Origin of the sequence: uncultured Campylobacter sp. (genome assembly GCF_938045345.1) — a bacterium.
GTDB lineage: Bacteria > Campylobacterota > Campylobacteria > Campylobacterales > Campylobacteraceae > Campylobacter_B.
Genome location: NZ_CALIMS010000004.1, coordinates 114,359 through 138,603 on the forward strand (window position 1 = coordinate 114,359; position 24,245 = coordinate 138,603).

A 24,245-nucleotide genomic window follows, 5' to 3' on the forward strand; every position below is an offset into this window, starting at 1 on the left:
CAAAAATTTTACGAAATTATATACAAATTAACCTTTTATTTTCTTTCATTTACTCTAAAATTTGCTTTAGCGAAATTTGCATTTTCATCCAAGCAGCCAAGCTCAAAATCCCCTGCGCCGAGGTTAAGCGTAAAAGCCTCGCCGTTAGTGCGCGCAAAATATTCTCCCGTTTTAACTTTAGAATTTGCAGGCGCTAGGCTTTGCGTGGTAAAATCTCGTGCCGTGAAATTTTGCTGCGAGAAATTTTGATCCGCGAAATTTTTCGCTGTAAAATTTTGAGCCTCCGAATTTTGCTCTGTAGAATTTTGCAAGATAGAATTTTGCGACGCCAAATTTCGTGTGGCTGGATTTTCAGCTATAAAATTCAATCCCGCAGAATTTTGCTTCGTAAGATTTTGTGATTTTACATTCTGCGACGCTAAATTTTGTCGCATAGAATTTTGTGCTGTAGAATTCTGTTCTGCAAAATTTTGCTGTGCTAAATTCTGCTTTAAATTATCTTGCTGCGCCGTGCTAGAATGCTTGGAATCCAAATCCGCGGAATTCTCCCTCGTAAACGCGGTGGAATTTAGCGCTATAAACTCCCGTGAACCGCCGCTTAGCCTGATATATACGCGCTCGCCGAAAACCGCCGTGCACTGCACCTTTAGCCGCAGCGTGCCGTCCGCGCCGGTCTCGTAGGTTTTGGCGTTGATGTCATTTAGTACGGGCTTTACGGCGGTAAATTTAGCCGCGCACCTTCCTGCGCGCACCTTTTGCGGATCGACTAGGCCGTGCTTTAGCAGGTAAAAAAGCTCGCTCGTGCCGTAAATTTCGCACTCCTCGTTGGGCTCAACTCCATCAATCGTAAGATCCTCGGCGCTTTGAGCGCACTCCTTTTCGCGGTACGCGTCGGTGCATACTCGCCGCAAGCTCACGCCTGCGGGACGCGCAAACTCCGCCTCGCCCAGCATGCCCGATTTATCGAGGAAGGCAAACATATTAAACGCGACTTTTGCCGCACTTACGCCGCCGCTAAGATCTCTAGTCTTGGAGCCGTCGAAATTTCCCAGCCAGACGCCGAGGGTAAATTTCGGCGTCAGAGCGACGGTGTAGAGATCGCGCGCATCGGCGCTCGTGCCCGTTTTAAACATCAGAGGCGGCGCGTTTAGGGTGTTTTGCCATACCGAGCCGAGGTAGGAGCGCGGCGCGTTTCTTAGCATCTGCGTTACGATGTAGGCGCTCTGCGGGGTTAAAATTTTAGCATCGTCACCGATCTTTACGCCCGCTATTTCGAGCTTTCGTAGCTTTCCGCCGTTTGCAAACGCGCTGTAAAGGCGAGTAAGATCCATTAGGCTCATCGAAATGCTTCCCAGAGCGATACCTGCGCCGTAATAATCCTTGCTAAACTCCGCCAGATGCACATTTGATAGCATCTCATACAGCCCGTCGCCCTCAAGCATCAAATTTAGCTTCACCGCAGGGATATTCAGGCTCAGACTTAGCGCGTCAGTCGCACTCACCGCGCCCATGAAGCCCTGGTTGTAGTTGCGCGGTACGTAGCCCGCGAAGGTTATCGGCGCGTCGATCAGCTTTTTTGAAGGGGTGATGAGGCCGTGCTCAAGGGCCTTGGCGTAGATGAAGGGTTTGAGCGTCGAGCCTACGTTTTTTTGCGAGCGCACGCCGTCGTTTTGCCCCTCATTAGCGCTAAAATCGTGGCTGCCGACGTAGGCGATCACACTCATACTTTCGTTGTCGACCAGCACCGCAGCGCCGTTTCTAACGCCCTTATCGCGTAGAGAGAGGATCTCGCTTTTCAAAAAACCCTCAAGCGCGATCTGGGTTTTCAGATCCAAGCTTGAATAAATTTTACCCTCGTTTAGACGCGCAAGCTCCTGCGCTAGCGCAGTTTGCTCCTTGGACTGCGAGCTCGCTTCGGAGCCTGCGAAATTTCCCCGCGTCTTGGCGTTTAGATCGGGATTTTCTCGCGATTTGGCGTCCAAAGCGGAGTCTGTCTGCGTACTAGCGTCTGAAATGGAATTTGTCTGTATTTTGGCGCCTGAAGTAGAATCTGTCCGAGCATTAGCGTTCGACGAAGCGAAATCCGCCTGCACCCTAGTGTCCGAAGCGGAATTTGTCTGCGCAATAAAATTTACGCGCGGCCGCTCGCCAGAGTTTGTATCTGCCTGCGAATTTTGCGGCAAATGTGCGTTATCTTGTCGATCGTTTAAATTTAGCTTTTGCGAATTTTGCGGCTCTTGGTGCGGATGTGCGGCACCGGAGGCGTTCTGCTGCTTGTTTAAATTTATATCCGCATTCGGATTTTGCGGCGAATACTCGGTTTGCCCTTTACCTGAATCTGTATCTGCCTGCGGATTTTGCGGCAAACGCGCCGCGCCTCGTTGCTCATTTAAATTTAGACTTTGCGAGTTTTGCGACGGATGGGCGGCATCAATAAAATCTCGCCGCTCATCTAAATTTGCACTCTTTCGTTCATTTGGTTTTACGCTTTCCGGTTCATTCGGTTTTACGCCTGCTTGTAATTCTACGCCTTCGCACTCGTTTAAATTTGGGCTCGTTCGTCTGCCCAAATTTAAACTCCCCGGCACATCTGTTTTAAAATCCGCCTCTTTGGAATTCATTTCTTTCGAATCCACTCCCGCCTGCGCACTCACGGAGCCGGATAGATTCGGCGCGGCTCTTGTCAAAGCTGCAAAACTTGATTCGGCGCTCGCCGCGTCCGAAAAATTTGACTCTGCCGCCGCCGCGGCTCTGCGCGCAGCCGAGCTTGCTTGCCCTGTCGTCGCGCCGGGCACTCCGTCCTGCTCTAAATTTTGAGTGAAATTTGCATCATCTTTGGCGGTAAAATTCTGCATTTTATAATTGTTAAACGCTAGCAGTGCATAATGCGGCGCGTAATTGGGCGCTGCGTAGCGTCTAGGTGAAAACGGCTCGGCAAGAGCGCGCTCATACTCGCTTTGCGAGATCACGCCGCCGTCTCGCAGCTGCGAAATTAGGCGGTTCTTAAGCGCGTTGATGTTTGATCTGCGGTCTAGGCGGTTTTTGTTCGGGTTTTTCGGGATCACGCTAAGAAGCGCGATTTGAGCGTTGCTAAGCTCGCGCAGGTCCTTTTTGAAGTAAAAATACGCCGCAGTCTTGACCCCCTCGATATTGCCGCCGTATGGGGCGAGGTTAAAATACATTCCTAAAATTTCATCCTTGCTGAAGTGCCACTCCAGCTGAAAGGCGTTGAAGATTTCGATGATTTTGTTCTTGTAGCTGCGCTGTTTGGGGCGCATCATACGCGCAACCTGCATCGTAATCGTCGAGGCTCCGACGCGCTCGACGTTACCCTCGCTTTTTTTAGTAAAATTTTGCGTAAAATTATACGTAGCCGCGCGCAGGATCGAGGCTGGATTGACGCCGAAATGGTAGTAAAAATAGCGGTCTTCAAAGTAGATCGCGCTTTGTTTCAGCCGCGGCGGTATCTCGTCCGCGCTCGCGTAAAAGCGCCAAATTTGATCGTCGCTGATCTGCATATTTAAAATTTCGCCGTTTCGGTCATATAAAATTCTACTCTTCTGCTTGTTTAGCATATCCAAATTTAGCGGATAAAGCGCGTCTAGGATCAAAAACACAGCGAATGCAAATGCGCAAAATAGCGCGATTTTTAACGTAAATTTTAGAAATTTCATCGCGCAATTATATCAAAGAATTTTAATGATTTTAGGCTATAATGGCGCCTTTTTGCAAAGGAATAATCTTGGACGCTCTAGCTAAGCTAAACACCGAACAATACGCCGCAGCAACCGCTCCTGCGGGGCACAATCTAGTAATCGCAAGCGCAGGCACGGGCAAAACCAGCACCATCGTCGCGCGCATCGCTCATCTGCTAAATCTCGGCACGAGCCCTAGAAAAATTTTGCTTCTTACCTTTACGAATAAGGCCGCGAGCGAGATGATAGCGAGGCTGCAGCGGCATTTTGATAAAAAGATCACCTCCGCAATCGTCGCGGGCACCTTCCACGCCGTATCCTACGCCCTACTTCGCGAGCTTGGCAAAGGCGTGATCCTAAAGCAGCCCGCCGAGCTCAAGACGCTGCTAAAAAGCCTCGTAGAAAGGCGAAAATTTTATCACGTAAGCGACGCGCGCCCCTACGGCGGGGCGTATCTGTACGACGTGTATTCGCTGTATCAAAACAAGGAGATGAGCGCGGATTTTGAGACGTGGTTTAGCAAAAACTACGAGGATCAGGCGGAATTTGCCGAAATTTACGCAGATATTTTGCGCGAGTTCGAAGAGGAAAAGGCGAAATTTAACTACGCCGATTTCAACGACGTTTTGCTAAAAATGCGCCATGAGCTGCGAAAGGGCGCGCCGCTGCGGTTTGATGAAATTTTAGTGGACGAGTATCAGGACACGAACTCGCTGCAAGGAAGCCTCATCGATGCCTTCGCGACGAAAAGCCTTTTTTGCGTCGGCGATTTTGATCAGAGCATTTATGCCTTTAACGGCGCAAACATCGACATCATCGGCAGCTTCGGCAAGCGCTTTGCGGACGCTAAAATTTACGCGCTAAATATCAACTATCGCTCAAGCTCGGCGATTTTGGCGCTTGCAAACCGCGTCATCGCGAACAATCCGCGCCTTTACGAAAAGAAGCTGATCGTGGGCCGCGAGGGAAAATTTAGCGCGCCTAAGCTGCATGTTTACGACGATACGGCGGCGCAATACGCCCACGTAGCCGCGCAGATCGCGCAAAGCACCACCCCACGCGAAAAGATCGCCGTCATCTTTCGCAATAATTCCAGCGCCGACGGCGTCGAGGTCGCGCTTAAGGAGCTCGGTATCGGCGCGAAGCGAAAAGGCGGCGTGAGCTTTTTTGAAAGCCGCGAGATCAAGGCCTTTACGGACATCTTCGCGATGATAATAAACCCCAAAGATATGATGGCATTTATGAGCACGTGCGAATACGCAAGAGGCGTCGGCAGCGCGCTGAGCAAGGAGCTTTTCGACGCGCTAATCGCGCTTGGACACGGAAGCATTCACGCAGGTCTTTTGCACCCCGATGAGAGCGTTAAAATTTTTGAAAAAAAGAGGAAAAACTACCAGCTTGGGCTTTTTGACGATGTGGACATCATCGGCTCGGTATCGCGCTTTGAAGCTTTGGAATTTGACGAGTTTTTCCGCTCGCATCCGGTTCTAAAACACAATAAAATTACCGAGGGCGGCGCCGTATTTTTGCACGAAATTTATAAAATTTTTAAAAAAAGCGGCTCCGCTGCGAGGTCCGCTACGCTCATCTCGCATATCAAAGACTCGCGCCTTTTTGCGCTCGTGGCGGATTTTATCGCGACGAAACGCGCGACGCTGAAAAACGGCAAGATAGACGAGGATCGCAAGAAGGACGAGATCGCTCGCATCTATGATAAATGCGGAATTTTAGAGCAGATCGCCGGCAAATACTTGGATCCGCAGAGCTTTTATAACTTCATAACCCTGGGCGCAAAGGAGATGAGCGAGGGCGAGGGGGTAAATCTGCTCAGCGTACACGCAAGCAAGGGGCTTGAGTTTTGCGGCGTCTATCTCATTGATCTGGCGCAAAACCGTTTCCCGAACCTCAAGCTAATGGCGATGGGCGGCAGCCTGGAGGAGGAGCGGCGGCTCTTTTACGTGGCGGTCACCAGAGCGCGCGACGAGCTGGTATTAAGCTACGCGAAATTTGATAAGATCAGAAAAGTTAGCTACGAGCCTAGCTGCTTTTTAAGGGAAGCAGGTCTGGTGAAGTAAGCAAATTTTGCTCGATAAATTTTAAATTTCATTTTAGCGCGGGCGGATCATTTGGGTAAGAATTTTACTTCTCGCGTACGTCTGACGCGCCGCCCTGCTTCTTTATCGGATTGTTATGGTAAAAATTTTGCCGCACGATTTTTGTAAATTTTGCGATTTGTAAATTTTTGCGACGCGGACGCTACGGCGCCAATATAAGCGTGATTTTGCGTAGTTAGAATTGCGAAGCGGTAGGCTCTTTTGCGAGCCAAAATTTATCGACATTTTGCCCAAATTCGAGCCCGACATACGGCCTAGCGATAAAATTTTACCCCCGTCCGCCATTTTAGAATTTCTCCCGAGCCTAAGGACGATTTTAACTTTATAGCGGCGAAATTTTACTCTTACTTGAAATTTTACCGATAGCTCACTGCGGGTTGCAAGATTTCGCGCTCGTCACGCTCGCACTGGGCGGCAGTAGGGCGGAATCGCGCCTAAAACAGCATAGCGGCGCAAAATTTCCACGGCTCGCAAGCGTAAAATCGCTCTTGGTCGCAAAATACAGCGGCTTTAAACTTGTTATTTTTGCGGCTCGATAAATTTTGTAGGCGACGGCTGGGTTTTAAGCTGCTATGAAAAGCGTGACTGCTCGGAATTTTTTTGCGAGCTGCGCGCGAGCTATGTGGCAGTGCAATCAAAGGCGGTTTAAAATGGTGATATTTGCGGCGCGGGCGGTTGCAAAATTTTACGCCGCAAATGCGAGCTAAATTTTAAAATTTTGCTACCGCTCTGCCGTAAGTTTTGACGCGGTAAATTCCCCGTGAAATCTCGCACGGCTAGAATTTTGCAGCAGAATTCGACGGCAATAAAATTCCGCCGCCCTATTTCATCTTTCTCTTACTTTGAAATTTATGTGTTTTATACATCGCGGAGCTCAAATTTTATTTAATAAATTCCAAAATGCCGCAAATTCTACGACGAGTTAAAATTTTAAAGTGCATTAAATTTACGGCGCTACAAATTTTAAATTTCACTACGTATTGCGCACGCTGTAAAAATACGCGCCCTGCCAAATTTATTGGCGCGACGGAATTCCGAGCGGCGACAACTCGCATATTTGTTAAATAGATTTCGCGTCGCGTAAAATTCCATTGCCGGTAAAGTTTGCTACCGATCAATTTATCGCCGTATAAAATGCTGTCCGCGCAAATTTAACGCAGCGCAAAGTCCTTCGCTGCGCAAATTCACAGCGTATTAAACACCCTATCTCCCGCGTCTCCGAGACCCGGCACGATATATTTTTGCTCGTTTAATCTCTCGTCGATCGCCGCGGTAAAAACTTCGACCTGCGGGTAGATCTCGCTAAATTTATGAAGCCCCTCGGGCGCTGCGATGATGGAGATAAATTTGATCTTTTTAACGCCGTTTTTCAGCAGAAATTTCACCGCATCGATCGCCGTGCCGCCGGTCGCAAACATCGGATCGATGATGATTGCAGTGCGCTCCGCGGCGTCGGTGGGCAGTTTGGCGTAAAAAAACTCCGCCTGCGCGGTCTTTTCGTCGCGCTGAAAGCCTAAAAATCCCACGCTAGCGTCGGGCATGAGTTTAAATACGCTATCTAGCATTCCAAGCGCAGCGCGCAAAATCGGGCAGATCATGATCTTCGTAGCGAGCTTATACGCGCTGGTTTGCGCCACGGGCGTATGCACGCTCACTTCGCGCAGCGCAAGATCCCGCGTCGCCTCAAACATCATCAGGTAACTGATCTCATCGACGAGCATACGGAACTGAAACGGATCGGTCTCCCGATCGCGCAGGATCGTGAGCTTATGCTCGATCAGCGGGTGCTTGATAAGCCTCACGTTAGGCAGCTCGCACGCGGTTTGGTACGTACATTTTTGGCTTTGGCTCATTTTCTCTCCTTAAATTTACTGAATTTTGCGCCCTCTTGGGCATTTTAATTATCTATTTTGATGCGAACTCCAGCGCCGTAGCGCTAAAATTTTGCCGATAACGGTGGCTCGACTTTAAATTAGCTCATTTTCACTCGCAATGCACGCGGTTGCGACATTTAAATTTAGCTCGGCAGCTCGCTTTAATTTAGTGCTTTTAAAACGCAGTGCTTTAAATTTAGCTCGCGCGTGCCGCTTTTGATTTAGCCGCCATTTAAATAGGGCGCGCTTTCTATCGGCACGCTAGCGCTACTTTTCGGCGAGCGCTTGCGGTGTAAATTTTATCTGCGAAATTATCGTCTGAGGCAGCTTTAAATTTACTTAATGCTCGCGCTTGTGAGCCAAATTTTAAAATTCCCCGCCATCTTGCGCGCCGATAAAATTTTAATTTCATAGATGCGGGCGCTGTGCAAGCAAGCTAAATAAACCGAGCGCGTATCTTTTAAATTTAACTCGCCGCAAGTTGTTAAATTTGCCGTGCTAAAGCGATTAAATTTAACCGCAAAGCCCCTACTCCTTCACCACGCGCAGGAACGAATACACGTCCTGCACCCCGGGCGCGTGCGTCGCGTACCAGATCGCGTGCTTTTCATGCTCGATGTCGCTCACTACGCCGCTAAATACCACGTCGCAGCCCACGATCGCCACGCGCACCGCAGTGCCAGAAACGTCGGTATCGGAAAAGAGATTTTTCTTTAAATTTGTAAAAATTTCAAACGAATTGCACGGATATTCGGACTTTTTGACGCGCAGATAGGTATGCACGCGCCGCACGCCTTCGGTTTGCCTAGCTAAAGCAAGCAGCGGCTCGCGCATCGCTTCGCTATCGAGCAGCCCGATTAGATAGACCTCGCCGTAGAAGCACTCGACCTCCAGATCCCAGCTGCTAAGGCCTTTGGTAAATAGAATTTTGCTTTGGATTTTAGTCTGGATGAGTTTGTCTCTAGCGACCTCGCTCACGCTGCGGCGGTCGCGCGCTACGGAGTAGATGTCGTATACGCTAAGCGCGTTACCCGCGGGCGCCAGCGGAGCCGCGCACGAGCTAAAAAGCACCGCGTTCGCGCTCAAAAACACTGCTAAAATCGCTAGAAACAAAACCCTCAAGCCCTCTCCAATCTCGTTTAATTTCTAATTATCTAAAGCCGGTCGTTAGCTCCGCTTTTTTAAATTTAGCCCCGCAGGCGCCATTTTGCCGCAGCTTTAAATTTTGCGCCGCGAGATTCCGCCCAAACCGCACGCTGTAAAATTTTACAACGCAAATTTTAAAATTTACGTTGTAATTCGCACGGCTTGCAGAATTTTGCGCTTTCGCCACGGCGGAATTTCACGCGCAGTATTCGTCGCCGTAAAATTCTACGTGGCTAAATTTAATTGCAAATTTGCCGCTGCGAAATTCTACTGGGTAAATTTCTCGCGGCGAAATTCGCCTCTGTAAAATTTTATATTTCAAAACCCGCGCCCAAAATTCCGCCCAGTCGCGGCTAATTCGTCGTAAGCCCGCCGTCTATCGCAAATATCGCGCCGCTGACCCACTTCGCCGCATCCGACGCCAAAAACACCGCCGCCTCGCCGATATCCTGCGCGCTGCCGATTTTGCCGAGCGGATAGATATTTTGCACCATCTGCTCGAACGCCTCGCGCCCCTGCGGGCTAAGCGCGCTTAAATTTCGCTCAAACTGCGGCGTTAGCACACTTCCGGGCGCTATGGCATTGACGCGAATGCCGAGTTTGCCGACCTCAAAGGCAAGCGATTTGGTGAAAGAATTTAGTGCGCCTTTGGTGATCGAATACGCCGTCGTGGTGCGCCCCACGAGCATTCGGTTCGCGAAATACGACGAGATATTTATCACGCAGCCCTTGCTAGCCGCAAGCGCACCCAAAAGCCCCTGAGTAAGCAGATAGGGCGCTTTGATGTTTAGGTTTAGATGAGCGTCCAGCAGCACTTCGTCGGTCGCTTCAAACGGTACGAATTTTCCCAATCCGGCGTTATTTACAAGGATATCTATCTTAAGAGGTAGCGCTAAAATGCGCTCGCAAAGGCCTTTTATCGTTTTGCTTTGCGCCAAATCCGCCCTTGCGGCGTAAATTTTCACACCGTAACCGCACAAGGCCTCCTGCGCGATTTTTAATTTCTCCTCGCTTCTGCCGAGCAGGATCAAATTTGCGCCCTCTTCGGCGAAACACTTTGCGATGCCGAGCCCTATACCGTCGCTTCCGCCAGTGATTACGGCGGTTTTGCCCTCTAATCGTTTCATATTTTTCCTTTCAATGCGTAAATTTACGCTCTAAAAATTTGAACGAGATTTATGGATCTCGCAGACTTTGAAATTTTGCGGGCTTTGAAATTTTACCCGCTTTAAAATTTCGCTCGCTTTAAAATTTTACGGCGAAGCGAAATTTCGTCGATAAAATTTTACTAATTTTAAAATTCCATCGATAAAATTTCACGGCAAAATTCCATCGTAAAGCTCGCAGCGGAATTTCATCGGGAATTTCATCCGTAAATTCCACCCAAACTGCGCCGCTTGGCTTACAGCACCTGTTTTACGCTACTAGCCGTGATTTCAAGTAGCCTCGTAGCAAATGGAAATTTCGCCTTCGTTTCTTCAAACTCTGCGCCACTATCAATAAAGCGCGCTGTGCCCTTCACTACAAAGCCGCGCCCCGCTCCGAACCTGCCTGCTAGCTCCTTCGTTGCGACGCTAAGCTCGACGTTCGGATTAGCCTCCACGTTGCTTTGCGTCTTTTTCATACCCGCAGCGGGGATGAGGATGCGATCACCCTTAATGACGAGATATCTGTTCCACGTATTGCTGATGTGAGCCTCGCCCTGCGCGCAGGTAGCGATACCCACGGCGCATTCATAATTCAAAATCTCCAAAAATTCCTTGCTAAACATTTTCTCTCCTTAAATTTACATTTTAAAGCTCGCGATTTTGGCTGACAAGCCCCGCGCGCAACTGAAATTCTAACTACCTCCGCCACTTTCCGCCGCGGTTAAATTTTATACTTCAAAAGCGCCTCCTTGTCAGCTTTGCTTACGCGAAAGCTATCGCGGATCTTGGAAATCGCCTTGTTTTGGATAAATTTAGCCACCCGCTTGCTCGCCAAAAACGCAAGCGTAGGTTCGCGCTGTTTGATAAACATCTCCGCTATCGCCCACGCCGCGCCCATCTGCACATAGTACCGCTCGTCGCTTTCAGCGGCGCAAATTTCAAAAAATTCCTCGGGCGAGATCGCACTCATATTTTGCATAAAATAAACGTAGAAAAATCGCCGCTCAAACTCGTCCACGCCATTTTTAGCCTGCTTTAGTAGCGCGTCTGCACAAGAGGCGTTCCTGAATTTCGGAGCGAACATATCGCAAACCGCCCAATTAGGCATCGTTTTGATAAAATCGCTCGCAAGCGCGAATTTCGCCTCATCCTGTTTTAAAAACATTATGAAAAAGCCCTTTAGCACGAACTCCTCGTGAAAAAATGGCTTATATTTTTGCAGCTCGCGCCGCGCCTCATCCGCCGTGCTAAAAGCAGCGAAGCTTTTGCGGGCAAGCGCACGCAGTGCGGGAGTGCGTACGCCCAAAATCTGCGGCGCGGGTATTAGGCGCTGCGAAAATTTCGCCAACTTCTCCTCGCTTAGCGCCCGCAGCTGCCCTAGCATCTTTTCTCGTAAATCCATAGCTTTCCTTTAAATTTTGATTTAAAATTTTACCCACCAAACGCAAGTCGATCTCGGCGCGCCGAAATTTCGCCGCACAGGACTTTTATTTAAACAGATCGCGCCGCACACTCAAACCAATCGCCCGATAGATCGCGTTCAAGTCGCTCGCCGCACCCGCTCAAAGTCTTTTGCCTAAAAAACGCGACTGCTAAATCGCGCAGTATGCCTCAGGGCAGAGCAAGTTGTGCCGCCAAAGCCGCTTAAATGAAGCTCGGCGCGTCGTTTGAAAATAAAATCAGATCGCCGCTGTGCGTATTTTCGCTCAGAACCCGCTGCAAATCGCGCTTATCTTTCAAAACGATAGTCTTTTTTGGATCTATCCTGCTTTGCAGCGCCTCGGAATTTAGCTCACCCGTGATGATCGCGAGATCAAAAATTTCATCGATCTTAGCGGCGAGCGTCTCGTTGTCCTCGCGCGTGCTCTCGACGATGCCCGGCGTGATGATGACCTTGCGCCCGCCGTAGCTTCGCATCAGCTCGTAGCTTTGCAGCATGCCGCTTAGATTGCCGTTGAAGCTATCGTCGATGATGATCTTGCCGCCCGCATCGAGCCGCGCGAGGCGGTGCTCGACGGCGCCTACGTGCGCGACGCGGCTTTTGATCTTATCTGCGCTAAGACCTAAAAATCGCGCGATCTTTATACACGCGGCGAGATTTGCGGCGTTAAATTTACCCAAAATCGGCGCAAAAAAATCATGTCTCTTTCCATGTTCGCTCCGCCCGTTTGGAGCCTCTTGCACGCCCTGCTCTTTGCCGCTACAAATTTTATCGTCGCTAGCGACACGGGCGGCTTGTTCGCAAAATTCTTGCTCGCTCCGTTTGGCGCAGGATATGGAATTTGTATCGTTAAAATCGGCGCCGTAATTTTTAGAATTTTTGTCTTTTTCTGCGTATATCGCACTGCCTGCATCTAGGCTTAAATCGCCCTGCTCTTCGCCCTCTGCGGCAGATGTGCCTACGTGCAGCGCAGAATTTTCTCTGCTCGCACCGCTTTCATTCTCGCACAAGTTAAGGCTAAATTTTATTCCGTCCAGATCCGCGCCGTGAATTTCCAGCCCCTCGTCGTAGATAGTGACGCACTCGCTCGGGCTTTTTTGCGTGCAGCTGTGCAAAAACGCATGCTTTAGCCGCGCACTCGTGAGCGCTTCGAGCTTGGTTTTGCGGATGTTTTCGATGCTTTTGAAATACTCGATGTGTTGCGCGCCGATCTCGCCCACGACGACGATCTGCGGCGCCAAAAACTCGGTGATCTCGGCGATATCGCCGCTTAGCCTGGCGCCTGCTTCGGCGATGTATATCTGCGTATCTGCGGGCAGAGCCTCGTTTACGTCGCGCACGAGCCCTGCCAGCGTGTTTACCGAGCGCGGCGTCTTGTAGCAGCGAAAGTCGCTTTTTAAAATTTGATACAAGAAGTTTTTAATGCTCGTCTTGCCGTAGCTCGCAGTGATCTGAATGATCGTAAGCGAGGGCATCTGGGCTAGTTTTTTGCGCGCAGCGGCCTTAAATTTCGCAGCCTGCGCCCGCTCGTAAGCAAAGCTCGCCGCAAGAGCGGCGCCGAGCGGTAAAAAGATCGGCAAAATCGGCCCCCCCGCGGCATAAAACGCGGCGTTAAAGCTAAACACACAAACCGCCAAAATCGCAAAAAATCGCTTCACGCGCGGCGTAAAGACGAGCTTTTTATCAAGCCCTCTTTGCCAAAAATAAAGCGCTAGCGCATAGACCGCGACGATTAGAATTTTAGCGGCGTGCAGAGCATAGAGGGACGCGGCGCCGAATTTAGCCGCGCAGAGGCTCGCCGCGACCTCGCAGCCAAGATACGCCGCTAACGGCAAAATCAAAAAATAGAGGTGCCACGCGGGTTTGGTGAAGTGAAAGATGATGCGTGCAGGCTTGTATGAAAACCACTGCAGGCAGGTGATCAGATAAAAGCCGAGCATCAGGATGAATGCCGCATGCGCGATCAAAAATATTATATTCATCTTTTAAAATTCCTTTTTATAAGTTTAGGCGCCCGCTTTGCGAGCCTGTGCGGGCAAACGCGGCGAGCTCAGACTAACCGGCATTTGGCTTCATTTGCAACTTTTACGAATTCTCGCTTTGAAAATTCTAGTTTTGCAAACTTCGCTAGCTTGCAAATTCATTCTCTCATGCTAGCTGCACGAGCCACGCTAGATAAATTTGCGCTACCGCGCGCCGTCTGCATTTTCGATACCGCGCAGCATCCATCTCTCGCAACCTGAAATTTTTGCACGCTGCGTATCTTGCGACATCGAGCCCTATCTCGCGCGATGATTTGCATTATTTGCGGCACATAGACCTTCTGTCGCGGTAAATACAACGGTTATGCGACTAAATTTAATCGTCCGCTTTTCGGTACACGCACGCGGTTTTGCCGCGTCTTTTACAGCCACCATAACCGCAAACACAGAGCAGAAACGATCCGTTGCCGCATTAAAATTTTAAAATTTAACGCAACGCGCTGCAATTTAAGCTTTGCGTTTTGAACTGCGCGCCCAAAGAGCGGATTTTATGCCGCTAAATTTTAAATATGTGCCGCGTGCTCGCGACTTTATAATCCAAATTTACGCCTTGGCTTGCGATATTTGGCGCAAACAGATTGCAAAATTTTAAAACGCGCGCCGCAAGATAAGCCGCATTGAAACGCTTTTAAATTGCACCCCGTTCTTACATTCGCGCGATCTGTTTTTGTACCTAAAGCGCGGTTTTAGCGGTGCGGCGCTAAAATTTCGCGGCTAAATTTTAAAATTTACACCAAATCACGTTTTGTTTTAAATTTAGCGCGGCACCGAATCGTTAAATTTGGCTGCCGCTAAGCTCCTTTTCGATCTGCTCGCCGATAAAATCCGCGCTCTGCAAAAAGAAAAAGTGATCCCCCGCCAGCGGATAAAATTTACTATTTTTGACGAGCGAGTGGATCAACTCGCCGCTTTTTAGGCTAGTGGCGCGATCGTCCTTGCCCCAAAAGATGAGCGTATTTTGCGGGCTTAGCGCGGAAAAAATATCGCGAAAGTCCTCATTTACGACGTTTTTTAGCGTCTCATACATCGTCTTGCTCATACCTGCGGCATCCTTGCTCGCAAACGTACGCCAAAGCCCCGCTAGTCCAAGTCTTTTTAAAATTTTAAAAATCGCGATCTTGACGCGCACGATAAAAGGTTTCGGCTCGATGATACCTGCGCTGCTTAGCAGTATGAGATTGCGCGGGGCCAGCAATGCGGCGATCTTGCCGCCGAAGCTGTGCCCCATGATCGCCGCGGGCTGCCTGCCGAAGACTGCGATAAAGGCGCGCATAATCTCCGCGTAATCCTTGCTGCCAAGGGCGCGCGCGGGCTGCGAGCTGGCGCCGAATCCCGGCAGATCGACGCACACTAACGCATAACGGCGGAACTTGTCCGCAAAAACCCGAGACATAAGCGCCTTGTTTGCGCCCCAGCCGTGCAGCACCAAAATATATTCGGCACGCTGCAGGTTTGAAATTTCGTAGCTGATTTTGTATCTTTCGCCACCGCAGACGAGCTCCTTACTCGCCACCGCCGCTCCTTTTGGCGTAAACGGCCTTGAGTAGCTCGACTGCTTTTTCGAGCCGCTCAAACTCGCTCATACTGATCATCACAGCTTCGAATTTGTTGTTTTTGACGATCAGGGCTTTTTTGATCTCTTGGTTTTTGATCTTGTTTAAAACGGTGCTGAAGTTGCGCACGATCTCGGTAGCGGTGTAAATTTCGTCTTGATTTATCATAACTCGACCTTTTAGAGTAAAATTTTACGCAAAATTTAGCGTAAAATTTTAAACGATTGGCTATTTATTAGCGGTGATTTTGGTGATCAGCTCGTAGCTTACGGGGATCTGTCTCATCGGCGGCAGCGACGAAGCAAGAGCTGCTAAAACCTCGGAGAAATCATCAAATAGGTAGTTTGCGAGGCTGCCTGGGTTTGGATTTATCTCGTTTAGATAAATTTCACCCTCTTTTTCAAAAAAATCGCAGCGAATTAGCGCGCCATCGAATGATCCTGCGTTATAAAGCCGCGTAAAGGCATCTTTCATCTTACCCTCTAATAAAGCGCCAGGACGAGCGGGCTCGATCGCGCCACTACGCGAAAAATCCAAATATTTACGATCGAAATTTAAATAGCCCTCTTTTTTCGGCTCTTCGATATTTGAAAATACGATTTTGCCGTCTATTTTAGCGCCTGCGAGATTGAATTCCTTTACGTTTTCCCAGTATGGCTCTACGATCGCGCTGTCGTCCAGCTCAAAAGCCTGATCCAGCGCGTAGCTAAACTCGCTTTCGTTCCTGGCTACCGAAATTCCGATGCTAGAGCCCAAATGAGCGGGCTTAACGATGATCGGAAAATTAAAATTAGGCAGGCTAGTACGATTTACGATCTCATACGGCAAGGTTTTTACATTTGCGATTGCGGCTAAGTGCTTGGTTAAAATTTTATTATAGCTTAGCACGCTAGCTTCTATGCGAGGTCCGATGTAAGGGATGCCAAAAAACTCAAATAACGCCGCCATTTTGCCATCCTCGCCGTCGCAGCCATGGATTAGATTGATATATGTGCCGACTTCTAGCATGCTTTTGCTAAACATTCCGCTCTCAAAAAATCCGCCCGCACCGATGCTAAGCTCTTTTGCTTTAGCATAGCCACCTTGTTTAAAATACGCCGCGCGCATATTTTTATCCTCAATGCGGTAAAATTTACGATTTTTATCGCAAAATACAAACTCCAAGTCCCAGCCTTTTAGGGCATTTTTGACGGCAATTGCCGAGATAATACTTACTTCGTGCTCGTAGCTTTGAGCTCCAAAAACTATGCCAAATTTCATTGTTTTCCTTCAAATTTTATTTTCTACGCTAATTTTTTTAACGCCTCTTTGACAAGATCTGACGTATTCGTGCTGCTGCAGCCCGCTAAAATTTGATTGATCTTATCGCGCTTAAATCCAAGGCTTTGTAGCGCGGACGCCGCTTCATTTTTATAAGTCTCGCTAGGACCGAATTCCATTAGCTTTGCATCGCCTAGTTCAGCAATGATCCGTCTAGCGGTCTTTGGGCCGATACCCGGGACTGAAGTTAGCGTCGCAGCATCCCCCGTAGCTACGCAACGCGCAAAATCCTGCGGAGCGAGCGTCGAACAAACCGCCATCGCCGTGCTTGCACCTACACCGCTAAGCTTGATTAAGGTTTCAAACATCCTTTTTTCACTCTCGTCTAAAAACCCGTACAGCAAATCGGCATCCTCGCGCAGAATTTGCACGCACGTAAGCTCGGTCAGCTTGCCCTGCGTGAGCTTCGCGGAGGTATTTAATGACAATGAAAGAGCGTAGCTCACGCCGCTAGCGCATTTAATGACGCAAGCAGTGGGCTCCTTGTGCGTGATAATTCCTTCGATCGCCGCTATCATCTAAGAGCCTTTAAAATTTCGTTTATGCTCTCATTAAGCGCTAAATTTAGAGCATTATAAATGCTTTGCGAGCTAGGATCAGGCACGAAAACGCGCTTAGTGACGATGCCCGATTTTATGCTTTCTAAAGAATTTAAAATTTCATATCCCATCGTGACGGTTGCTTGATCGTTATTGATCTGAAGCGCTACGATACTGGTTTTTAGGCGTAAATCCCGCTCTTTTGGCACGAAGATCGGATTTAGCGAGCAGGTGGAAAATGCCGCATCTAGCAGCGCTTTATATACCATCTCGCTAGGCATCGTGATAAATTTGGCGTCGCTTGCGAACCGCGTTCGGTTTCTAAAATCCACTATTAAAATATCCCGCCTATCGACGAGATCGGTCGCCGTGATGGTGTCGATAAAGATATTTTTGCGCGCACCGCTAGGATTTACGCAGCGCTTTTGATCATAACGCAACTCGTAGTAGGTGTATGGCTTAGCCTGCTTAGCTAAGCAGCCGCCTAAAAATATTGCCGCCAGCGTCGCAGCAAGCGTAAACTTTATAAAATTTTTCATCTTTATTCCTTTTTATCGTCGCGATCCGCGCCTTTAGAAGTGTCTTTAAAAAAGAAATCATAAGGATTGTCCTCTAGCCTAAACATCGCGCCTTGGAATTCTCTAAGCGATTTTTTTAGCTCGCGAAGAGTGTTTTTTGCCTCCTCAAGCGTAGGATCCAAGATCGCTTTTAGATTGTACTCGCCGCGATCGATACGCTTAGTGATGATGCCTGCGGTTTTATCCAGTGAATTCGATAGATTGGCAGCACTCACGGCAAAGGCGTTTAGATTATCTAGCAGCGCGTCTAGCTCCTTCTCGCGCTCGTTTAAATTTGCTATGAGAGTATTTACGTTAGCAAGCAGCGCATCTAAGCTTTGGAATTTTTTCTCATCGCTTAGCTCGGCGCTAAATTTATCCATCGAAGATAGAATTCTATCCACTTTATCGGTATTTTGCTTAGACAACAGCCCGTTAATCTTAAAGATCATCTCACTCACGCTATCGGTGATGACTTCGGCTTTGGAGCCGATTTTATCAAGAAGCGTTTTATCCAGCGCAATTATCGGCTTTTTATCATTCGGCGGAAAAAGCTTACCGCTTCCTTTCGTGATATTTATAAACGCGATTCCGCTGATGCCTTGAGATTCTACCTTGGCGACGCTATCTTGCGAGATCGGCAGTTTGCTTTTTACTGAAATTTCAATCTCAATAATCGCATTTTCGATATCGGCAAAGTCGATACTTTTGATGATACCCGCATTTACGCCGATAAATTTAACCTCGGAATTCTCCTTAATGCCTACGGGAAGCTCTTTTGTGTGGATATAGTAGGAGCGGTAGCTCTCGCCGCGGTCGGTCTTAGTAAGCATCCACCACATAAATGCCGTAAGAGCCGCGACGCAGATCATAACAAATGCGCCTACTATCGTGTATGAAGTTCTATTTTCCAATCTTTTCTCCTAATTTCAGAGCGTAAAATTTAAGCCCTGCGATATGCCTTAAAATAGCCATTTGGGCTTAAATTTTAAAACTTAGCCTTTTCTCAAATAGCCGCAAAATTCACAGAATCATCTGAGTTTAAATTTTAAAGCTTAGCGTGCATTTTGAAATTTCAAAATATCGCCGCGCCGTATTTTAGCGTAAAATTCTACCGCCCCGATTTAAATTTAACGCCGCTTGCTCGTTTAAATTTTAAAATTTAATGCGCTATCCAATAAATGCGCCCTTAAATACGACCCGCCTGAATTTTAAAATTTCGATTGAGCCGCTAAGGTCTAAATTTTAAAAATTTAAGCTCTGCGGAGCCCAGAATTCCTCGCTAGGTTTAAAATTTAAAATTCTTCCGCTGCTATTTTAAAATTTCAGCTCCTACCTATCTAAATTTTACCCGCCGCGATGCGTATTTCGGCTCGGTAAATTTCAAAACTCAATCCCTTTGCCGCATCTTAAATAGCTCTTCGAGCGGATTATTCTTTAGGCTTGAAATCTCCTCGATGCTTCCTTCAAAGGCGATTTTTTGATTATCCACGATCAAAAACCGATCCAAAATGTCAAAGATACTATCCACGTCGTGCGTCACCATAACGACCGTGACGCCGAGGCTATCTCTAAGCTCGCAAACAAGCCTATCAAGGGCTCTGGCACTGAGCGGATCAAGCCCCGAGTTTGGCTCGTCCAAAAATAAAATTTCAGGACTAAGTGCTAGCGCGCGAGCCAGCGCCACGCGCTTTTTCATACCGCCGCTAAGCTCGTTTGGCCTAAGCGCGGCAGCCTCCTTCTTAAGCCCCACTTTTTGGATCCAAAACATCGATAACTCATCTATCTCGCGCTCGCTAAATTTAGAGTATTCGCGCAGCAGCACGCCTACGTTTTCGAGCACGCTCATCGAGCTGTAAAGCGCGCCGAACTGAAACATCACGCCGCATTTTAGGCGGATCTCGTTTTGCTCCGCCTCGCTCGCGCGCCAAATATCGCGTCCGAAAATTTTAATTTCGCCGCTTTGCGGGCGCTTTAAAAATATGAGCGTTTTCATTAACGTCGTTTTACCGCTGCCGCTGCCGCCTAAAAAGCCGTAAATTTCGCCCTTTTTGACGCTAAAGCTCACGCAATCGTGCATAACGCGCGATCCGTACGCGGTAGTAACGTCGTGCGCGACTATAATTTTAACGCTTTCGCTGGATTGTACTTGCTCGCTCATAGCCCGATTTCCGAAAACAGAACCGCGAATACCGCGTCGATCGCGATAACCCAAAATATCGCGTTTACGACGCTAATGGTGGTATATTCGCCGATGCTTTGGGTATTTCCTTTGACCTCAAAACCCCGCATGCAGCCGATGATAGCGATAAACGCTCCGAAAAATGGCGCTTTAATCATACCCACTAAAAAATGCCTAAGCTCTACAGAAGCCTTAAATCTATCCAAATAATCGCTAAAGGCTATGTCTAAATACGCGTCACACACGATCATCTGAGCAAAAATACTTACCGAATCTGCGATAAAAATGACTAGCGGCATGATTAGTACCATCGCGATAATGCGCGGCATCGCAAGAAAATAAAACGGATCAAAGCCCATCGTCCTCATCGCATCGATCTCTTCGGTGATCTTCATCACGCCGATCTGTGCCGTAAAGCTCGAAGCCGAACGGCCCGCGATAACGATAGCGGCGATTAGAGGTGCTACCTCACGAAGCGTCAAAGCTCCCATTATATCGATGATGTAGATGCTGGCGCCAAATTTAGAAAGCATATCAGAGCCTATGTAAGCAAGCACGATACCGATTAAAAATGCCGTCAATGAGACGATGAAAAGCGCGTCTATACCGCTATCTTTGATGAAATTTACGGTTTCTTTGAAGCGGAATTTCATCGGATGAATTATAAAAGCCGTAAGTTTGGAGAAAAACTCGCCCAAAAAGCTTGCAAGGCTTAGCAAGCCTAGAATTCCAAGATGACAATAAAGTCCGATCTGCGCTAAAAAATTTAGCCTGCGAGATTCGGGTACGTAGCTAAAATCGATCGTTTTATCATCCATAAAGCTTAGAATTTTGGCGGCTTTGCTGCTATCCTCCACAAGGCTAACCCGCTTGCCGGCAAGGGCGTTTTTGATCATCAACGCCATGAAATAGTCTAAATTTGAAATTTCGCTTAAGCTTAGCTCCAGCTCGTTTAGATTTTTTACCGCTTTTTTTAGTGCAAGCAGCTGGGAACGCGAGCTTTTATAGTTCCACTGCCCGCGTAGCGATAAGGTGTTTTTCCCGCCCGAGCTTTCGAGCGAAAAGGCTAAATTCCGCAAAAATTTCTCTCCAAAATCAAAAAATAGGGGAAATTATAATATAATCAACCTTGGCATTTTATAAAATTTAATGGAGATTTATGCTCAGAGGCTTTTTTACAAATAGCGCAGGCACGCTAGTTTCGCGAGTTTTGGGTTTCGTGCGCGACCTGCTTACCGCATCGGTTTTGGGCGCGGGAATTTACAGCGATCTGTTTTTCGTAGCGTTTAAACTGCCCAATCTTTTCCGCAGACTATTCGGCGAGGGAGCCTTTACGCAGGCGTTTTTGCCTAGTTTTACCGCCGCGCGCAAAAAAGGAATTTTCGCCGCAGCGGTGCTTATTAAATTTAGCATTTTCATCGCGCTTTTAACGGCGCTCGTGCTGCTTGCCGCGCCCGTTTTTACCAAAGTTTTAGCATACGGATTTAGCGCCGAGCAGATCGGTCTTGCGGTGCCATACGTGCGAATAAATTTTTTCTATCTCACATTTATTTTCGTCGTTACGCTCTTTGCCTCGCTGCTTCAGTATCGCGACCACTTCGCTACGACGGCGTTTTCGACCGCACTTTTAAATTTAGCGATGATCGCGGCGCTTCTACTGGCTCGCGACAAAGACGGCGCCACGGCGGTGCTCTATCTTAGCTTCGGCGTCGTAGCGGGCGGACTTTTGCAGCTAGCGGTGCATGTTTATGCGTTGAAATTTACCGGCATGCTGCGCGTCTTAGCGGGTGGCTTTGCGCGGCTTGCACGGGGCGATAAGCCGCAGACGCAGGGCTTTTATAAAAATTTTTTCGCAGGCGTGCTCGGCGCGTCGGCGCTTCAGCTAAGCTCGTTTATAGATACCTTTTTTGCAAGCTTCCTTGCTAGCGGCAGTATCAGCTATCTCTACTACGCCAACCGCATATTTCAGCTGCCGCTCGCGCTTTTTGCGATCGCGCTTAGCACGGCGATCTTTCCGCGTATGAGCAAATTCGTAAAAGCTCACGACGACGCGCAGGCTCTGGCGCTCGTGGAGCGCGGATTTTACTTCCTTTTGGCGCTGCTCGGGCTCTCTGCGATAGGCGGCGTGATGCTGCGAAACGAGATCACGCAGCTGCTATTTGAGCGCGGAGAATTTACCCGCCAAAATTCTATCGAATGCGCCGCGGTTCTTGGCGCATATATGGTAGGGCTCGTGCCGTTTGGGCTGTCTAGGATTTTTTCGCACTGGCTGTATGCGAATATGAAGCAGAAGCTAAGCGCGAAAATTTCGATCTGGTGCGTTTTTATAAACGTCGCTTTGTGTGCGCTGTTTTTTAAACCCTTCGGAGCCGTAGGGCTTGCGTTTGCAAGCACGATAACGGGGGCGTTTCTGCTCGGCTTCAACCTCTATTTTTTTGGATTTAATAACTTTTTGGCTATAATCCGCGCAAAAAAAATTATTGCGATCGCGGCGCTTTGTGCGGGCGAAGCGGCGATTTTATACATTTTAAAAGGCTTGTATTATGGTAATTTATGATAGTTTAAGCAAAAAGAAGCTCCCGTTTGAGCCCATTAGCAAGGGGTTGGCGCGCATTTACGCCTGCGGCCCGACCGTTTATGACGACGCGCATTTAGGGCATGCAAAAAGCGCCGTGAGCTTCGATCTGCTGCGCCGCGTACTACAAGCGGAGGGCTATGAGGTAAAATTTGCGCGAAATTTCACCGACATCGACGATAAAATTTTAAAAAAGATGGCGCAGACGGGCAAGAGCCTCGAGGAGATCACAGAATTTTACACCCGCAGATATTTGCAGGATATGAGCGCGCTAAACGTCGCGGACGCGAGCATCTCGCCCAAGGCGACCGAAAATATCGCCGCGATCTGCGAGCTCATATCCTCGCTTCTTCAAAAAGGCTTTGCCTACGAGATCGCGGGTGACGGCATCTACTTCGACACGCGCAAGGACGGGGATTATCTAAGTCTTAGCGGCAAAAAAGAGGGTGCCGGCAAAAACATCGCCCGCGTCGCCTCAAACGATGCCAAGCACGACGAGAAGGACTTCGTGCTGTGGAAATTTGACGAGAACTGGTTTGATAGCCCGTTTGGCAAAGGGCGCCCCGGCTGGCACAGTGAGTGCGTCGCGATGATTTTGGCGCACCTTGATAGCGGCGATCCGCATTTTTGCATCGACATTCACGCAGGCGGCGCCGATCTGCTCTTCCCGCATCACGAAAATGAAGCCGCGCAGTGCCGCTGCGCCCGCCATAGAGCGCTAAGCAAATACTGGCTTCACAACGGCTTCGTGCAAGTAAATAACGAAAAGATGAGCAAGAGCCTCGGCAACTCCTTTTTTGTAGGAGACGCCCTAAAAATCGCACCCGGCGAGGCGCTGAGATTTTATCTTTTAAGCTCGCATTACAGGGCAAATTTTAATTATTCGATAGCCGATCTGCTTGCGAGTAAAAAGAGGCTCGATAAAATTTACCGCCTTAAAAAGCGCGTCCGTGAGGTTTTGACTTCTGCTGCGGGACAGAATTCTACGTCCGAGCTGCCTGCTGCAGAGGCTAAATTTAGATCGGAGATGATGGAGTTTTTAAGCGACGATCTCAACACCTCAGGCGCGCTTGCGGTGCTCGATAGCTTCGTAGCAAGCGCGAATGAAGCGCTAGATCGCGCACCAAAAGACAAGGCGCTAAAGGCTCGAATCGCTGCAAATTTGGAGTTTGCGAAGCAGACGCTCGGAATTTTATACGAGGATGAGACCGAATACTTTCGCTTCGGCGTGAGCGAGCAGCAGAGGGCGCAGATCGAGGAGCTGATAAAACAGCGCGCGCAGGCGAAGGCGGAAAAGAATTTTGCGAGCGCGGATGCCATCAGGGCGCGCCTTGCTGATATGAAGATCGAAGTGATGGATACGCCTAGCGGCACGGTTTGGGAGGTCGCAGCGGAGTAAAACGTAAAATTTAGCGTAAAATTTTACGCTAAATTTTGTGATTTTTGCTATGCGGGATGCAAATCCGAATGCCAATTCGCGCGTAAATTTTAGCGTGATTTTTATCTGCGGCATTTCGATACGGCGGCGTGATATAGCGCGGTACAGCGGTAGCACTACGGCTCGTCTGTGCGTAATTCAGTGCGATTTTTATCGGCAATTAGCGATGCATAGTTGCGATGCAACATAGTGAAAGTAGCACTGCGGCAGCCTGTGCGTAAATTTTAACGCGACTAGGTATAGTGGAATGCGCTGCCGCGACGCGCAAATTTCTGCGCGATTTTTATTCGGCGATATGCGTGGGTACACACAGCGACGAAAGTCACGACTTCATTCGGTAACGCTGCTGATATAGTGACGAATGCGAAAGGCAGGCTGCGATTTTATTAAGTAGCACGGTGAGTAAAAGCGCACAATACGGCGCGGCGATGCGAGGTCGCGATACACGCGATGCAATTACGATACGGCACTTTGTAGCGCTTTATGGCGCCTCAAAGCATTTAACGCTTATGACGTGCGAAAGTGTTTAGAAATCGCGATGAATAAAAACTCGCTCGCTTTTAAGGCGCTTTGCGCTTTAAAAATGGTAATGTAAAAACCGCTCTGCGATGCGCAAAAGCC

18 protein-coding genes are annotated in these 24,245 nt (G+C 48.6%); 3 read left to right on the forward strand and 15 right to left on the reverse strand.

Annotation, left to right across the window (positions count from 1 at the left end; genetic code table 11):
- Positions 1-35: 35 nt before the first annotated feature.
- The gene (locus Q0144_RS00810; protein WP_298060936.1) at positions 36-3,674 is read right to left on the reverse strand and encodes a transglycosylase domain-containing protein; all 3,639 of its coding nucleotides are present in this window, start codon (positions 3,672-3,674) and stop codon (positions 36-38) included.
- 41 nt (positions 3,675-3,715) lie between these two features.
- On the opposite strand from Q0144_RS00810, the gene Q0144_RS00815 reads away from it, so the two are divergent.
- Positions 3,716-5,770, forward strand: a complete 2,055-nt coding sequence (locus tag Q0144_RS00815; protein WP_298060938.1) for an ATP-dependent helicase — start codon at positions 3,716-3,718, stop codon at positions 5,768-5,770.
- 1,223 nt (positions 5,771-6,993) lie between these two features.
- Here the strand turns inward: Q0144_RS00815 and upp are convergent.
- The 14 genes from upp to Q0144_RS00885 form a co-directional block, all read right to left on the reverse strand.
- Positions 6,994-7,620 carry a uracil phosphoribosyltransferase gene (gene upp, locus Q0144_RS00820; protein WP_298060969.1) on the reverse strand — a complete coding sequence of 209 codons (627 nt, stop codon included), beginning with the start codon at positions 7,618-7,620 and terminating at the stop codon, positions 6,994-6,996.
- Between the two features lie 591 nt (positions 7,621-8,211).
- Positions 8,212-8,805 carry a BON domain-containing protein gene (locus tag Q0144_RS00825; RefSeq protein WP_298060940.1) on the reverse strand — a complete coding sequence of 198 codons (594 nt, stop codon included), beginning with the start codon at positions 8,803-8,805 and terminating at the stop codon, positions 8,212-8,214.
- 377 nt (positions 8,806-9,182) lie between these two features.
- Positions 9,183-9,956, reverse strand: coding sequence for an SDR family oxidoreductase (locus Q0144_RS00830; protein ID WP_298060942.1), 774 nt, complete (start codon positions 9,954-9,956; stop codon positions 9,183-9,185).
- A gap of 275 nt (positions 9,957-10,231) precedes the next feature.
- Positions 10,232-10,600, reverse strand: coding sequence for a pyridoxamine 5'-phosphate oxidase family protein (locus Q0144_RS00835; RefSeq protein WP_177389050.1), 369 nt, complete (start codon positions 10,598-10,600; stop codon positions 10,232-10,234).
- A gap of 98 nt (positions 10,601-10,698) precedes the next feature.
- Positions 10,699-11,379 carry a DNA alkylation repair protein gene (locus Q0144_RS00840; RefSeq protein WP_298060944.1) on the reverse strand — a complete coding sequence of 227 codons (681 nt, stop codon included), beginning with the start codon at positions 11,377-11,379 and terminating at the stop codon, positions 10,699-10,701.
- A gap of 242 nt (positions 11,380-11,621) precedes the next feature.
- Positions 11,622-13,400: a Mur ligase family protein gene (locus Q0144_RS00845; protein ID WP_298060945.1), complete on the reverse strand. Its 1,779-nt coding sequence runs from the start codon at positions 13,398-13,400 to the stop codon at positions 11,622-11,624.
- Positions 13,401-14,235: 835 nt separating this feature from the next.
- Positions 14,236-14,973, reverse strand: a complete 738-nt coding sequence (locus tag Q0144_RS00850; RefSeq protein WP_298060946.1) for an alpha/beta hydrolase — start codon at positions 14,971-14,973, stop codon at positions 14,236-14,238.
- Positions 14,963-15,181, reverse strand: coding sequence for a type II toxin-antitoxin system Phd/YefM family antitoxin (locus tag Q0144_RS00855; RefSeq protein WP_177389042.1), 219 nt, complete (start codon positions 15,179-15,181; stop codon positions 14,963-14,965). Before Q0144_RS00855 ends, Q0144_RS00850 begins: the two co-directional genes overlap by 11 nt.
- Positions 15,182-15,241: 60 nt before the next feature.
- On the reverse strand, positions 15,242-16,273 hold the full coding sequence (locus Q0144_RS00860) for a D-alanine--D-alanine ligase (protein ID WP_298060948.1): 1,032 nt from the start codon (positions 16,271-16,273) through the stop codon (positions 15,242-15,244).
- 23 nt (positions 16,274-16,296) lie between these two features.
- Positions 16,297-16,851: a Holliday junction branch migration protein RuvA gene (gene ruvA / locus Q0144_RS00865; protein ID WP_298060949.1), complete on the reverse strand. Its 555-nt coding sequence runs from the start codon at positions 16,849-16,851 to the stop codon at positions 16,297-16,299.
- Positions 16,848-17,411, reverse strand: a complete 564-nt coding sequence (locus Q0144_RS00870) for a hypothetical protein (RefSeq protein WP_005870378.1) — start codon at positions 17,409-17,411, stop codon at positions 16,848-16,850. Before Q0144_RS00870 ends, ruvA begins: the two co-directional genes overlap by 4 nt.
- A 2-nt stretch (positions 17,412-17,413) precedes the next feature.
- Complete coding sequence (locus Q0144_RS00875) at positions 17,414-18,343, reverse strand: MlaD family protein (RefSeq protein ID WP_297960544.1); 930 nt, start codon at positions 18,341-18,343, stop codon at positions 17,414-17,416.
- Positions 18,344-18,819: 476 nt separating this feature from the next.
- Positions 18,820-19,590, reverse strand: a complete 771-nt coding sequence (locus Q0144_RS00880) for an ATP-binding cassette domain-containing protein (RefSeq protein ID WP_298060951.1) — start codon at positions 19,588-19,590, stop codon at positions 18,820-18,822.
- Entirely contained in the window at positions 19,587-20,690 is a 1,104-nt protein-coding gene (locus Q0144_RS00885; RefSeq protein ID WP_298060952.1) for an ABC transporter permease, read from the reverse strand. Before Q0144_RS00885 ends, Q0144_RS00880 begins: the two co-directional genes overlap by 4 nt.
- Before the next feature lie 80 nt (positions 20,691-20,770).
- Between Q0144_RS00885 and murJ the strand changes: the two genes are divergently transcribed.
- Both murJ and cysS read left to right on the forward strand, forming a co-directional pair.
- A complete protein-coding gene (gene murJ / locus Q0144_RS00890) occupies positions 20,771-22,168 on the forward strand; it encodes a murein biosynthesis integral membrane protein MurJ (protein WP_298060953.1) in 1,398 nt (465 codons plus the stop codon).
- Entirely contained in the window at positions 22,155-23,585 is a 1,431-nt protein-coding gene (gene cysS, locus Q0144_RS00895; RefSeq protein WP_298060954.1) for a cysteine--tRNA ligase, read from the forward strand. Before murJ ends, cysS begins: the two co-directional genes overlap by 14 nt.
- Positions 23,586-24,245 lie beyond the last annotated feature (660 nt).